Genomic DNA, 13,291 nt, shown 5'->3' with positions numbered 1-13,291 from the left:
GAGGTCAGAAAGTTCATCTTTTAAATAAAAAGATTATGAAACTTTACCTGACCATTTTTTTGATTACGCTCACTCTGTCCGTATCAGGCCAAAACATTCTCGCCGAGCATCACTTTGAGTCTGAAAACATTACTGAGGTGTCTGTAGTAGGTTCTTTTTGCGATGTTTATGTCACAAAAGGTGACAAAGTTGTTTTTGATGGAGTGATAGAAGGCAATGGGGATAAAGATGATTTCCTGATAGCTTCCATGAAGCGAGGCAGTGAGGTCATTTTCAAAGTGGAGCGGAAAAAGGATTTTAACTTTGGATGGCAAAACATTAAAAAAGCCCGGTTTGACATTACCATTCCGGATGGAACAATATTGTCAATCGATAATACTTCCGGAGACGTTCGAGTAGATGGACTTTCAGCTGATGGCTTTAAAGTAGAAACTACCAGTGGGGATATCTACCTGAAGGATTTGACAGGGAGGCTTGGTTCACGAAGTACTTCCGGAGATGCGGTGATTGATGGTGTCACCGGAAACGTAGTATTCCAGTCTACGAGTGGTGATCAGGAGTTTAGAGACATCATAGGAAACCTGGAAACACGAGCTACTTCTGGTGATATAGACATTATAGGGGTGAAAGGTAATTTAACAGCCCGTGCAACCAGCGGGGATATGGAGCTGAGAGATGTTGAGGGAAGTGTTTCTCTCGGAACTACTTCCGGGAATATTGAGGGGGAAAACATACTTCTCACTGCTGATTCGGATGCTCGTTCTACGTCCGGAGATATTTATTTAGAGTTTATAAATGATCTGGAGGAAATTGGTTTTGACCTGGATGCGACTTCCGGTGATCTGGAGGTGGGGTCAATAGACGGTGAAGATCGACTCATTCTGAAGCGAGGGAAGATCCGGTTTAGCGGCAATTCAACTAGTGGTGATCAGGTATATACCAACTAAAAGAGCAGAAATATAAAATATTGAAAGGAGGCAGCCGGAAGTGGCTGTCTTTTTTTATTATATCGAACTGAGGTTGGTAAGAAGGCAAGGTTTTGCTTTTTGGAACTTAAATTTCCATTTTTGTCGGCAATCAATTTAAACATCAAACCCTAGACCTATGAGTCAACCCTATATTAGCCCCGAGACCAAGCTCAATGAATTAACCTTTCGCTCCATCATCCTGGGAGCAGTTTTGTCAGTAGTCTTAGGAGCAGCCAATGCTTATTTTGGATTATTTTCAGGCCTTACTGTTTCGGCTTCTATTCCGGCGGCAGTCATATCCATGGCCATTCTCAAGATTTTTAAAAATGCCAATATCCTTGAAAATAATATGGTCCAAACTGCTGCATCAGCGGGGGAGTCACTGGCGGCCGGAGTGATATTTACCATTCCTGCATTGGTTATTATGGGCTATTGGCAGGAGTTTAATTACATGGAAACCACTTTAATTGCCATTTGCGGTGGTGTTCTGGGTGTTATGTTCACCATCCCACTGAGGAATGCCCTGATCGTAAAGGAGAAACTTATGTTTCCTGAAGGTGTGGCGACTGCTGAGGTTCTCAAATCAGGGGAAAAAGGAGGGCAATCCGTCAAATACCTTATCTATGGAAGTTTGATAGGTGGTGTTTTTAAGTTTGGAAGTGAAGCGCTTAACCTCTGGAGAGGTGTATTTGAGAAAGCGGCATTGATCAATCAAAAAGCTTATTTCTATTTCAGCCTGAATTTATCTCCGGCGTTGGTTGCTGTGGGGTATATTGTAGGGCTTAACATTGCCATCCTTGTCTTTATGGGAGGCGTTATTACCTGGTGGATTGGTATCCCTACTTATATTGGAGTGAATGGTTTTGATGCTGTTGCCGCAGAGCTGGTGGCTTTAGGTAGTTTTGATAGCGTAGCTGATATCAATGCAGATAATATTGGAGGAGCCATATGGAGTCAACGCATGCGTTACCTCGGAGTGGGTGCCATGGTTGTTGGGGGACTGTGGGCGCTAATAAGCCTTAAAAGTGCATTGGTTACTGCATTCTCATCCGGTATGAAAGCCTTCAGGGCAGGTGCGCAGAAAGTCTCTGAGACGCTCAGGACCGAGCTGGATACACCCATGTCATGGGTTCTTTTGGGGATTGGTGTGTTAATCGTACCAATATTTTTCATTTACCTGTCTATCATAGAGGATGTACCCATTACGCTATTCATGGCTTTGGTTATGGTGCTGGCCGGCTTTTTGTTTTCTGCAGTTGCCGGTTATATGGCAGGACTGGTGGGTAGCTCCAATAATCCGATTTCAGGAGTTACCATAGCTACAATTCTCTCTACGTCACTTTTATTATTGCTGCTGATGGGCTCCTCAGATCCTGCAAGAGGCGCTGCGGGAGCTATTCTTGTTGGTGCAGTGGTGTGTTGTGCTGCAGCAATAGCCGGTGACAACATGCAGGACCTTAAGGCAGGGCATATTTTGGGGGCGACACCCCGGAATCAACAGATTATGCAGATGATCGGGGTTTTTGCAGGTGCACTGCTTATTGCTCCGGTTTTAAATCTGTTATTAGCTTCCAAAGGAATAGGAAGTCCTACTCCTGATCACCCTGATCCCCTGACTGCACCTCAGGCTACTTTGATGATGAGTGTGGCTTCCGGAATATTCGGAGGAGAACTGCCCTGGACCATTATATCGATAGGAGCATCTCTGGGTGTAGTTATCATTATCATTGACCAGTATTTAAAGAAAATTGGCTCTAACTTCCGGATGCCGGTTTTAGCTGTGGCGGTTGGACTTTATCTCCCCTTTGAACTTGACTCTTCCATTTTTGTAGGGGGTGTGATTGCCTGGATGCTGAGCCGCTCATTTAAGAAAAGATCCATCTCCCCAGAAAAGTCTGAGAAAGCTTCTAATGGTGGTTTGTTGATCGCATCAGGGCTTATAACCGGAGAAGCTTTAATGGGAATCCTGATCGCGTTACTGGCCACTATGGGACTGGATGTAGCCATCAGTAAGGAGCCTGTTGGCGGAAGCCTGCTGGGGCTCGGTTTACTTATACTAATTCTGATCTATCTATACCGCTCAGTTTTAGGTATAAGCAAAAAATCTTAGTCAGCTTGTATGAGTAAAGGACAGGAGTTTAGTAACAGGTGGGGCATTATTCTGGCCTCACTCGGAATGGCTATTGGCGCTGGCAATCTCTGGAGGTTTCCACGGCTTGCCGGTCAGTATGGAGGTACATTCATAGTTCTGTGGATACTGTTTCTTCTGATCTGGTCTATCCCGCTTTTGCTGGCTGAGTTTTCCATAGGGAAACGATTCAAAAGTGGCGTAATAGGTTCCTATGGCAAGGTAGTAGGGCCGAAATATGCCTGGATGGGTTTTTTCATTACTCTATGTACGCTTGGGATCGCTTTTTACTATTCGGTAGTAACAGCATGGTCATTGGAGTATCTCGGAATCTCCGTATTTAATCTTTACCGGAAAGTCATAGATGGTATCTCTCTCACAGAGGTGTTGAGCACTAACCCAGACTTTCTGCAGGAGCAATGGACCGTCTTGTCCAATGAGAGTATTATTACTGTCGTTCTCTACGTATTGGTAGTTTTTCTGGGGATATATGTGATCAGCAAAGGAGTTAGCGGAGGATTGGAAAAGGTCAACCGGGTACTCATTCCCACGCTTTTCATTCTTTTGGTTGTGGTAGCAATTTCGGCACTGACTATGGATAATGGTGTGAGAGGGCTGGACTATATGTTTTCCATTGATTTTGCATTGTTTAAAAATCCTACGATCTGGATAGAGGCGCTATCACAATCTGCCTGGTCAACAGGGGCCGGCTGGGGGCTTATGATCACCATATCATCTTATTCGCGTACCAAAGAAGACGTTACACTTAATACGTTTATTGGGGCATTTGGAAATAACACAGCTTCCTTGCTGGCAGGGATTGCCATTCTTCCTGCTGTTTTTGCGTTAGCTGCTTCAGAGAGTGAGGCTATCGGGCACCTGCAGGCCGGAAGTCAGGCGCTTACTTTTACCATAATTCCCAAGTTATTTGCTACCATACCCGGAGGCGAGACCATGTCTGTGGTTTTCTTTCTTGCACTGACGCTGGCAGCTTTCAGTTCTTTTTTACCTATGTTGGAGCTTTTCCGGAGCAACCTCATTACTGCGGGGTTAAGTCCAAAGTTGATTTATTTACTACTGGCTGTTTTTTTCATCATCTTTGGGTTTCCGTCCGCCTGGTCACTGGATTATTTCACAAACCAGGACTGGGTCTGGGGGTTGGGTCTCATACTCAGCGGATTTTTTATAGCTTTTGCTGCTGCAAAATATAATCCGATGAAGTTCAAAAGAGAACTGATAGACGAGGATTCAGACTTTAAAGTGAATAACGCTTACTTCAGGTATTCAATTTATATCAACCTTGTCATGGGGGGAGTACTTATATACTGGTGGATGGCGCAAGGTTACAGTGATGAGCCCTGGTTTACAAAGGATGGAGCATGGAACTGGATAGATGTTTACAGCAACGCAACGATAGTTACTCAGTGGGGTACTGTGGTCCTGATGGGGATACTGATCAATAAGTTTTTATTCAATAAATTTTGCAAATAGCATATGAGTTTATCTGCGATTATTAGCATGGTCCTTATTTTATCTTTTATAGTAGGTGGATTCATATATTTCCTGATACAAGCTATAAAAAAAGAAGCTTCAAATACTGAAAAGAAACACTAGAAAATGGAAAAAATCGATTCTTTAAATCAAGTAGCTCAATTTCATAAAACATTTAAACACCCGATTCTGAGTACCCCGCAAATTCCTTCGCAGGATCGATGTGAGCTCAGAGTGTCTTTGATTGCCGAGGAGTTAAAAGAGCTTCAGCAAGCTATTGAAGATAAAGACCTGGTAGAGGTAGCAGACGCACTTTGTGACATTCAGTATGTATTGTCAGGAGCTGTATTGGAGTTTGGTCTGGGCGAAAAGTTTGTTGAGCTGTTTGATGAAGTACAAAGATCCAATATGAGCAAAGCCTGTGATACGGAAGAAGAAGCAAAGGAGACTGTGGCTTATTATGAAAATGAAAGAAATACCCCGGCTTATTATGTGAAGGAGGATGGAAAATACCTGGTCTACAGGAAGGAGGACAATAAAACGCTCAAATCTGTGAAGTACTCACCCGCTGATCTGAAGAAGATTCTGGAAAAGTAGAATTTACCTGATGGTGAAGGTAAGGGTGGATACAATGTTGTTTTGGAGGTCCACTAGGTTTTTTACGTTTGTATCCTCTTCACATCCAAAGAAGGACATTAAGATCAGGTAAGCGCTTACCGAAAAAATCAAACGAATTATCCTTTTGCTTTTCATAAGGTATCCTGAATTTCTTTGCGAATTTAGTAATAAATTATTTATTGCCTTTTATTCATTGCAAAGTAATTCAGGATATTTCAGAAATACAATACCCCAAATAGGGTATTTTTAGGGGTTAATCAATCCGAACCATGTAAACATTTTCCCGCCTGTCATTGTAAGAATTGTTCTCATAGCTCATTAAAATGCCGTCATCCATCATCCAGTAATCTTCATCATCAGAAGAAAATGAATCTGTGTCTTCCAAAAAGAGGCGACCTTTATCGTCGATGTACCAGGAGGAGTACTCAACTTCTCGTTCTCCAAAGGCTTCCACAACCACTTTAAGCTCTCCCTTGGGCCGAAATTCCATGTAGATTTCAATTTCGTCCATGATGCCGCTTACAAGGCCGGAAACCCATTTTAAAGTGATTTTTCCCAGGAAACTATCTTCTTCTGCCTCTCTTTCAGCCTCATCTAACTCCTCGTCTATATCAATCACCATTTTCCAGGTGCCTAAAATCTTCTTCTCTGTTACTTTTTGCTGTGCATAGGTTTGGCTCGTAAAAGCTATGCTCAGGAAAACTACTGCCAGGATATAAAACTGTTTCATGTGTTTAAAATTGGTGAAATCAGCGGTTTGCCACCCAATTTTGATCATACCCGGTTGGTGTTCTCAATATTTGGGTTGAGCATCATGCTCATTTCATGTGTTTAAAATTGGTGAAATCAGCGGTTTGCCTCCAATTTTGATCATACCCGGCCTGCCTTTGCCGAAAGTGGCTACTGCAGGCAGGTTGGTGTTGCTCAATAATTGGGTTGAGCATCATGCTCATTTCATATGATATTAGGTATTACAAGGTACTTATTTATAGTATAATACTGAATTGGATAAAATAGGTTACAGTAAATGGATGTTTATTAGTTTTGCAATGATTAAAAGGAATGTGATATGTTTGATAATCTTAGTCATAAATTAGACCAGGCTTTTAAAACCCTGAAGGGGCAGGGAAGCATCTCAGAGGTAAACGTAGCCTCTACGGTGAAAGAGATCAGAAGGGCGCTTATTGATGCCGATGTGAACTACAAGGTGGCCAAGGAAGTCACTGATTCTATCAAGGAAAAAGCACTCGGTAGGGACGTTCTTATTGCTGTTTCTCCTGGTCAATTGCTTACCAAGATCGTGGCGGAGGAGTTGACCATACTGATGGGTGAGCACAATGTACCTCTTGATCTTACAGGAAACCCAAACACCATTTTGATCTCCGGACTGCAGGGATCGGGTAAAACAACTTTCAGCGGAAAACTGGCAAACCAGTTTAATAAGCAGGGCAGGACGGTCCTTCTGGTAGCGTGCGATGTGTATCGTCCAGCAGCGATTGATCAGCTTAAAGTTTTGGGTGAGCAGATAGGAGTGGAGGTTTATACCGAACCTGACGAAAAGAATCCGGTAAAAATTGCTAAGAACGCTATCAAATATGCCAAAGAGCATGGCAAGAAATCAGTAGTTATAGATACTGCAGGTCGGCTTGCTGTAGATGAACAAATGATGGAGGAGATTTCCTCTATTAAGAAAGAGATCAACCCGGCTGAGACGCTTTTTGTGGTGGATTCAATGACCGGGCAGGATGCCGTGAATACTGCCGCTACTTTCAATGAGCGTCTGGACTTTGATGGGGTGGTCCTTACAAAGCTGGATGGTGATACACGAGGTGGAGCCGCCTTATCCATCAGAAAGGAAGTAAATAAGCCGATTAAGTACATCAGTACCGGAGAGAAAATGGATGCCATAGATCTGTTTTATCCGGACAGGATGGCTAAGCGGATTTTGGGCATGGGTGACGTGCTTAGTCTTGTTGAAAAAGCTCAACAAAACTTCGATCAGGAAGAAGCACGCCGGATCAATAAAAAGATCAAGAAGAATCAGTTTGGTTTTGATGACTTCCTAAGCCAGATGGAGCAAATCAAAAAGATGGGTAATATCAAAGATTTGCTGGGTATGATCCCTGGGGTAGGAAAGGCCGTAAAGGATATTGATATAGACGATGATTCACTCAAGCCAATTGAGGCAATCATTAAATCCATGACCCCAAAAGAACGTGAAAACCCCAGTGTCATCAATGGCAGCAGAAAACAGCGTATTGCAAAGGGGAGTGGTACTTCAGTAAATCAGGTTAACCAGTTGCTTAAACAATTTGAGCAGATGCGGAAAATGATGAAGACCATGAATAAGATGGGGGGTGCAAAGGCCCTTTCGAACATGATGGGCAGGTAATTTCACATTTTGAGAATTACATTACCGGTCTTTTTGCCGGCAATTACATAGGTAAATGCTGCCACTATTTCCTCAAGGGGAAAAGACCGGTCAATTAATGGTTTAAATTCCCCTGCTGTCAGTAGTTTTTCCACGAGGTTAAGGCTGACCTTTATGGCTGATGGGATTGGGAAAATGACTCTTTGCTTTCCGGAAAAGGATGTAATTAGCGCCAAAAATAAATTTTCCGAATTCTTCCCTAACTCGGAAGAGATGTACACCCCCTTTGGTTTTAAAATACCTTTACATTTTCTAAAAGAACTTTTGCCGACAGCATCCAATATGAAATCGTACTGGTCATCAGTTTTTGTGAAGTCAGTATGCTCATAGTCGATCACTTCGTCAGCTCCGATAGATTTTATCAGCTCTATGTTCTCACGGGCACTGGTTGCAGTGACATTAGCTCCGTAATGTTTTAGCAGTTGGACTGCAGCAGAACCGATTGCACCGGTAGCACCATTCACCAGCACTTTGTCATTGTTGTTAAGTTTGATCTTATTGATAAAATTATAAGCATAATGTGCCCCTTCTATGCTTGCTGCAGCCTGGTCGCAAGTGATTCCGTCAGGAATTTTGGTAATAGCCTTACTTGCGGAAATAGTAAGGTATTCTGCATGAGAGCTTACACCTCTATCATCAAATCCAAACACATAATCTCCTGCTTGAAAGTCCTTGACATTTTCGCCTGTTTGTTCTACAATCCCGGCAAAATCTGTTCCTGGAATCGACCTGGAAGGCTTAATAACTCCTGTGAATAATCTAATGATAAACGGACTGGCTGTAAGTATCCCACAATCGGTCCGGTTTACCGTGGCTGCTTTTACCTTTACCAACAACTCGTCTGGTGCCGGGACAGGTGTCTCTACTTCTTTGACTTGCAAGACTTCAGGTGGGCCATATTTTGTGCAGATAGCAGCTTTCATCATCATCAATAAATTAGAATACTCAGTAAAAATGGACCACAAGCTTATAAAAGTAAAGGGACTTTTTATAATGTCACAAATCGGAGTATTAAAAAAGCCCGCTGTTCATGCGGGCTCTGATATTGAAAATTCTCTATCCTAAAAGTATATTACCTGTACATCACAGCATTGATTGCCTCTATAGTTCTCTTAGTATTAGGGAGTACCTCTTCAATCAGAGTAGGGGCATAAGGCAGCGGGAGGTCTCTGTTATTTATTTTATGTATAGGGGCATCCAAAAAGTCAAATGCATGCCTCTGAACATGATGAGTAATTTCCGTTGCTATAGAAGACAGTGGCCATGCTTCTTCTACAATGACCAGCCTGTTAGTCTTTTTAACAGATTCCACGACCGTGTTATAATCAATAGGTCGTACAGTTCTCAGGTCTATCAGCTCTACGCTCACACCTTCTTTACTCATTTCGTCAGCAGCTTCCTGAGCGACCTTCAGTATTTTACCGAAAGAGACCACAGTGACGTCTGATCCTTCCTGTACTATTTTAGCTTCACCTATAGGTATTAGATATTCTTCTTCCGGTACTTCACCTTTATCTCCATACATAAGTTCAGATTCCATAAAAATAACGGGATCATTATCTCGTATAGAGGATTTGAGCAAACCTTTTGCATCATACGGGTTAGAAGGCACCACCACTTTTAGTCCTGGCGTATTAGCAAACCAGTTTTCAAAGTTCTGAGAGTGCTGAGAACTCAATTGTCCGGCGTTTCCGGTAGGGCCTCTGAATACGATAGGCACATTGAATTGTCCTCCGGACATTGACATCATTTTAGCAGCGCCATTGATGATCTGGTCTATTGCAACTAAAGAAAAGTTGAAAGTCATAAACTCTATGATTGGTCTCAAACCATTCATTGCAGCACCTACACCCAGTCCCCCAAATCCCAGCTCAGCAATGGGAGTATCTATCACGCGATCGGGTCCAAACTCATCAAGCATGCCCTGGCTCACTTTGTAAGCGCCGTTGTATTCCGCAACTTCTTCCCCCATTAAAAAGACTTTTTCATCTCGGCGCATTTCTTCGCTCATTGCTTCACCTAACGCCTGTCTGAATTGTATTTCTCGCATGATATATTTTTTGTATTTAGATCAAATAATCTGGCAGAGCCAAAAACCCTGCTAAATTAAAAGATAAGCTTGATATAAATAAAAAAAGCTCCCCAAAATGGGGAGCTTTTTATGAATTAATTTGTTAATGCTTATTTCACTGCTTCAGCAACTGCGTCAGCGTAGTTTGTAAACTCAAGATCGCTAAGTGCTCTTTCTTTTAGAGAAGGATCTTTTTGAATAGCATTTTTCAGGCTTTGAGCTACATCGCTGGCATTATTTTGTCTGGCTGAAGCAACAGCGATGAGGTAGCTTGCCTCAGCGCCAAGAGATTCGCTTGAGGTTACTTCACTAAGCGTGTTTTTAGCTTCGTCGTAATCTCCGTTTAGCAAAGAAGCAAGTCCGCTATCGAAAGTCACTACTTCACTTTTAGAAGAAGATACGAAGGAAGCTTTAGCTTCTTCATAGTCACCGCTCATAAGCTGCACGCCACCTTGCATGCCGTTTACGTTTCCTCGTGCGGCATTGAAGTTTTCAGCGTTTTCAGCCTCATCAAGTGTGCTGGAAGCTTTTGCCAGGTCACCCTGCATGATGTACGCTGAAGCCATGTTAGCTTGTACAATTGCTGAGTTGCCTTTGTTTGCAGCAATCTCCAACTGAGTAAGCGCATCCTGAATAAGTTGAGTTTTGTCTCCTCCTTCAGCCTGTGCAGCTTTTGCAAGATAAACTGCTGCAAGGTTGTTATGTGCCTGCCACATTCCTGTTTTAGTAGCTACTTTATAAATAGCTTCTTTCTCGTCAAGAGAAGGAGTGAGTGTAGCAGAGAACATCAACTCAGCAGTAGAAAGGGTGTCAGCCGGAGCATCACCATTTACTATTTGCTTAGAAATCACTGCTATGGATGCGTTTGATTTTTTGTTTTTTACGGTAAGGATCTCAGTCTGAGCAGTACGCAATCCTGGATAAACCTCGTTAAGAAGTTTATTGTAGAAAGGTAGCTTTTGAAGCTCATCCTCTTTTTCTTCAAATGAACCCGTTCCGTTGATGACATCAGTTACTTGCTTTTTCTGAGCATCATTGATACCAGTGTAAGAGCTAAGAGCAGCTTTCAGCGAGCCCCAGTCTTCTACTACAGGCTTAAGGATGAATTTGATAGAATCAGCCATGCCTTTGTAATCGTATCGGCCCATTTGCTTTCTGTAGAACGATTCGATCTCTTTAGCACGATCCTTAGCAAGGTTGCTGTTTACACGCTCAGGTCCTTCTGGTGAGTGAGTACCAGTGATGGATACAGATCGTGTTACGTTTTTCTCAGCAACGAAAGCTGCAAGATTGTTACTCTTAGTCCGGTTGGACGTACCGTCAATGGAAAGAGTAGGTCTTAGCTTAGAAACTCCCTGTGGGAAGTAAAAATCAATCTTAGTAGGTGTAAGCTCTTCCTTATCGTTATATCCGTGATCAGCATATGTGCTGAAGGTTACCGGCTTGGCAAATGCGCTGGTCATTCCCAGTCCTTCAGCTACAGCCATCCTGGGTGAAGTCTTTGACTTACCTGATCTCGGGTCAGAAGCTACTCCTTCTACATATAGTGTACCAGGATTCATGCCTTCCTGATAAGGAAAAGAAAAGCTTTCACTTTTCCTGGAAGTCGATGAGCTGCTGTTAGGGAAGTCTTCGGCTTTAAATTCGATAGATCCTACCTGTACTTCCTGATCACCATACTGATAAATGGTATTGATCGTGTAAACTTTTCCGGATGGAAGCATTTTCGGTGGCAAAACCACTGACATGTCAAACGGAACTTCTCCACCGTGTACTTCAAGTGGATTTGGATTTACCTGTAGATCTTGGTCTGCTGCAAGCTTAATCATTTTGCTCAGCGCACAACCTGAAAAGATCGCCGCTGCAACAAGCGTAGCTATAGCAAGGTTAAGTTTTCTCATGTGGATCATTTTTTTTGAATTTTCAAATGCAATAATGGTCAAAATTCCAGTTATATTGATACAATATTACGGAAAATAATGTTTTCTTTCGCAATGGTTTCTTAACAAATTAGCCCTCAATTTGTTATCTTTGGAGTGTAAAATTTAAAGATTATGCAGGAATTTTTTGAGAAATATGCTTTTGGTGTTTGTACAAGGCTTGGTGAAAAGCTGAGAATACCAACCTCAAGCATCCGGCTTTTCTTTATTTATTCTTCTTTTCTGACGTTCGGATCTCCTGTAATTATCTATTTAGCGCTGGCATTTGTGATGAATTTTCGTAAAATGCTCCGACGGAGAGACAATTCTATTTGGTACTACTAAAGATCTGAGTAACGCTTCTTTTTAAGAATAAAATAGTCCCGGGCGATTGACCCTTTTCCATCAGGGAGTGAGGTTTTCCGCCTTTTTTTGTAATTTTTTCTCATAGATTTTAAGGAGTCACGGTGTGCTTTGAGCACGGCCTTCAGGTGATTGAAGTTTTTGTTGTCCACCCAAAACTTAATACCCGCTGCAATGTCCAGTACCATTCTAAAGGGAAGCTTGACCACCAGATGGGGTAGAGGCATATTCTTAATCAGTAAGCTGATCCCGTTTCTGAAATTAAGGTAAGTCTTTTTAGGGTTTGATTTGCTTAAGGTGCCGCCACCTACATGATAAACTACTGAGTCTGCAGTGTATCTTATCCTCCCCCCAGTGCTTTTAATACGCCAGCAAAGGTCTATTTCCTCCATATGGGCAAAAAAGTCACTATCAAAGCCACCATGCCTGTGGAAAGTTTCAGCTTTGATTATGAAACAGGCACCCGAGGCCCAAAAAACTTCGCAGTTATCATCATACTGTCCCTCATCCTTTTCAAGTGTATTAAATATTCTGCCTCTACAGTATGGGTAGCCCAGCTTATCAAGAAATCCACCAGCCGCTCCCGCATATTCAAACATGTTCTTCTGGTGGTAACTGAGTATTTTTGGCTGTACAGCCACTACTTCTTTCTTTTCCAGTTCTTTTTCCAGAGGGTCCAGCCAGCCAGGCGTTACTTCTATGTCAGAATTAACCAAGGCATAGTTATCAGCTTTTATTTGCTTTAATGCTTCATTATATCCTCCTGCGTATCCAAAATTTTCATCCAGTTCGAGGATTTTCACCCCACTCAGGGCAGATAAATATTTCAGAGAGTCATCGGTTGATTTATTATCTGCAACGACGATTTCAGCACCTGGTGTATTTTTTATTAAAACCGGCAAAAACTGGGAAAGGTGAAGCTGCCCGTTATAATTGAGGATTACAACCGCTGTTTTGGGCATTTAAACCATGTTGTTAAGGTCAAAGCCCGGAATGTTTGGAACTAGTCCTTCAGTGGCTTTTTTCATATGTTCCTTAGCCTGAGCATCTACTTCTGCCATGGCTTTATTTACTGCAGCGATGATCAGGTCGCGCATCATTTCCTGGTCTTCATCATTTATAATAGACGGGTCTATATCCAGGGAAACGATCTCCTTATTTCCATTGACTGTAGCTTTTACCATTCCTGCACCAGACTCGGAAGTTGCCGTCACGTTTTTTAGTTCTCCCTGGGCTTCTTTCATCTTTTCCTGAACCTCTTTCAGTTTGCCCATCATTTTCATCATATCGAACATATCTCTG

13 protein-coding genes are annotated in these 13,291 nt (G+C 42.4%); 7 read left to right on the top strand and 6 right to left on the bottom strand.

The features are described 5' to 3' along the window. Positions 1-35 precede the first annotated feature (35 nt). From AC3E9V_RS14880 to AC3E9V_RS14860, 5 genes are all read left to right on the top strand, one after another. Positions 36-947: a DUF4097 family beta strand repeat-containing protein gene (locus AC3E9V_RS14880; RefSeq protein WP_488748922.1), complete on the top strand. Its 912-nt coding sequence runs from the start codon at positions 36-38 to the stop codon at positions 945-947. Between the two features lie 157 nt (positions 948-1,104). Beyond that, positions 1,105-3,078, top strand: coding sequence for an OPT family oligopeptide transporter (locus tag AC3E9V_RS14875; protein ID WP_488748921.1), 1,974 nt, complete (start codon positions 1,105-1,107; stop codon positions 3,076-3,078). Positions 3,079-3,087: 9 nt separating this feature from the next. Continuing rightward, on the top strand, positions 3,088-4,587 hold the full coding sequence (locus AC3E9V_RS14870) for a sodium-dependent transporter (RefSeq protein ID WP_488748920.1): 1,500 nt from the start codon (positions 3,088-3,090) through the stop codon (positions 4,585-4,587). 3 nt (positions 4,588-4,590) lie between these two features. Continuing rightward, positions 4,591-4,710 (top strand): MetS family NSS transporter small subunit, encoded by a 120-nt coding sequence (locus AC3E9V_RS14865; protein ID WP_488748919.1) that lies wholly within the window; start codon positions 4,591-4,593, stop codon positions 4,708-4,710. 3 nt (positions 4,711-4,713) lie between these two features. Further along, entirely contained in the window at positions 4,714-5,184 is a 471-nt protein-coding gene (locus tag AC3E9V_RS14860) for a pyrophosphohydrolase domain-containing protein (RefSeq protein ID WP_488748918.1), read from the top strand. A 274-nt stretch (positions 5,185-5,458) separates the two neighbouring features. Here the strand turns inward: AC3E9V_RS14860 and AC3E9V_RS14855 are convergent, their stop codons facing one another. Then, complete coding sequence (locus AC3E9V_RS14855; RefSeq protein WP_488748917.1) at positions 5,459-5,935, bottom strand: hypothetical protein; 477 nt, start codon at positions 5,933-5,935, stop codon at positions 5,459-5,461. Positions 5,936-6,274: 339 nt separating this feature from the next. On the opposite strand from AC3E9V_RS14855, the gene ffh reads away from it, so the two are divergent. Further along, positions 6,275-7,597: a signal recognition particle protein gene (gene ffh, locus AC3E9V_RS14850; protein WP_488748916.1), complete on the top strand. Its 1,323-nt coding sequence runs from the start codon at positions 6,275-6,277 to the stop codon at positions 7,595-7,597. Between the two features lie 2 nt (positions 7,598-7,599). On the opposite strand, the gene AC3E9V_RS14845 is transcribed toward ffh, so the two are convergent. From AC3E9V_RS14845 to AC3E9V_RS14835, 3 genes are all read right to left on the bottom strand, one after another. Then, positions 7,600-8,565 (bottom strand): NAD(P)-dependent alcohol dehydrogenase, encoded by a 966-nt coding sequence (locus AC3E9V_RS14845; protein ID WP_488748915.1) that lies wholly within the window; start codon positions 8,563-8,565, stop codon positions 7,600-7,602. Positions 8,566-8,708: 143 nt separating this feature from the next. Continuing rightward, the gene (locus AC3E9V_RS14840) at positions 8,709-9,686 is read right to left on the bottom strand and encodes a pyruvate dehydrogenase complex E1 component subunit beta (protein ID WP_488748914.1); all 978 of its coding nucleotides are present in this window, start codon (positions 9,684-9,686) and stop codon (positions 8,709-8,711) included. A gap of 131 nt (positions 9,687-9,817) precedes the next feature. Beyond that, complete coding sequence (locus AC3E9V_RS14835; RefSeq protein ID WP_488748913.1) at positions 9,818-11,608, bottom strand: tetratricopeptide repeat protein; 1,791 nt, start codon at positions 11,606-11,608, stop codon at positions 9,818-9,820. A 153-nt stretch (positions 11,609-11,761) separates the two neighbouring features. On the opposite strand from AC3E9V_RS14835, the gene AC3E9V_RS14830 reads away from it, so the two are divergent. Beyond that, positions 11,762-11,971 (top strand): PspC domain-containing protein, encoded by a 210-nt coding sequence (locus tag AC3E9V_RS14830; protein ID WP_488748912.1) that lies wholly within the window; start codon positions 11,762-11,764, stop codon positions 11,969-11,971. Here the strand turns inward: AC3E9V_RS14830 and AC3E9V_RS14825 are convergent. Further along, entirely contained in the window at positions 11,968-12,951 is a 984-nt protein-coding gene (locus AC3E9V_RS14825) for a glycosyltransferase family 2 protein (RefSeq protein ID WP_488748911.1), read from the bottom strand. The two genes, AC3E9V_RS14830 and AC3E9V_RS14825, sit on opposite strands and share 4 nt — an antisense overlap. Continuing rightward, positions 12,952-13,284, bottom strand: a complete 333-nt coding sequence (locus AC3E9V_RS14820) for a YbaB/EbfC family nucleoid-associated protein (RefSeq protein ID WP_488748910.1) — start codon at positions 13,282-13,284, stop codon at positions 12,952-12,954. It abuts the gene before it with no gap. Positions 13,285-13,291: the final 7 nt, after the last annotated feature.

This window comes from Marinoscillum sp. HNIBRBA16962 (assembly GCF_057801515.1).
The sequence above is the reverse complement of the archived record's forward strand: the minus strand, read 5'-3'. Positions and strand labels throughout refer to the sequence as shown.

Excerpts from the sequence above, each read along its gene's own strand:
- AC3E9V_RS14880 (WP_488748922.1), top strand. The coding sequence starts at position 36 with ATGAAACTTTACCTGACCATTTTTTTGATTACGCTCACTCTGTCCGTA.
- AC3E9V_RS14875 (WP_488748921.1), top strand. The coding sequence starts at position 1,105 with ATGAGTCAACCCTATATTAGCCCCGAGACCAAGCTCAATGAATTAACC.
- AC3E9V_RS14870 (WP_488748920.1), top strand. The coding sequence starts at position 3,088 with ATGAGTAAAGGACAGGAGTTTAGTAACAGGTGGGGCATTATTCTGGCC.
- AC3E9V_RS14865 (WP_488748919.1), top strand. The coding sequence starts at position 4,591 with ATGAGTTTATCTGCGATTATTAGCATGGTCCTTATTTTATCTTTTATA.
- AC3E9V_RS14860 (WP_488748918.1), top strand. The coding sequence starts at position 4,714 with ATGGAAAAAATCGATTCTTTAAATCAAGTAGCTCAATTTCATAAAACA.
- AC3E9V_RS14855 (WP_488748917.1), bottom strand. The coding sequence starts at position 5,935 with ATGAAACAGTTTTATATCCTGGCAGTAGTTTTCCTGAGCATAGCTTTT.
- ffh (WP_488748916.1), top strand. The coding sequence starts at position 6,275 with ATGTTTGATAATCTTAGTCATAAATTAGACCAGGCTTTTAAAACCCTG.
- AC3E9V_RS14845 (WP_488748915.1), bottom strand. The coding sequence starts at position 8,565 with ATGATGATGAAAGCTGCTATCTGCACAAAATATGGCCCACCTGAAGTC.
- AC3E9V_RS14840 (WP_488748914.1), bottom strand. The coding sequence starts at position 9,686 with ATGCGAGAAATACAATTCAGACAGGCGTTAGGTGAAGCAATGAGCGAA.
- AC3E9V_RS14835 (WP_488748913.1), bottom strand. The coding sequence starts at position 11,608 with ATGAGAAAACTTAACCTTGCTATAGCTACGCTTGTTGCAGCGGCGATC.
- AC3E9V_RS14830 (WP_488748912.1), top strand. The coding sequence starts at position 11,762 with ATGCAGGAATTTTTTGAGAAATATGCTTTTGGTGTTTGTACAAGGCTT.
- AC3E9V_RS14825 (WP_488748911.1), bottom strand. The coding sequence starts at position 12,951 with ATGCCCAAAACAGCGGTTGTAATCCTCAATTATAACGGGCAGCTTCAC.
- AC3E9V_RS14820 (WP_488748910.1), bottom strand. The coding sequence starts at position 13,284 with ATGTTCGATATGATGAAAATGATGGGCAAACTGAAAGAGGTTCAGGAA.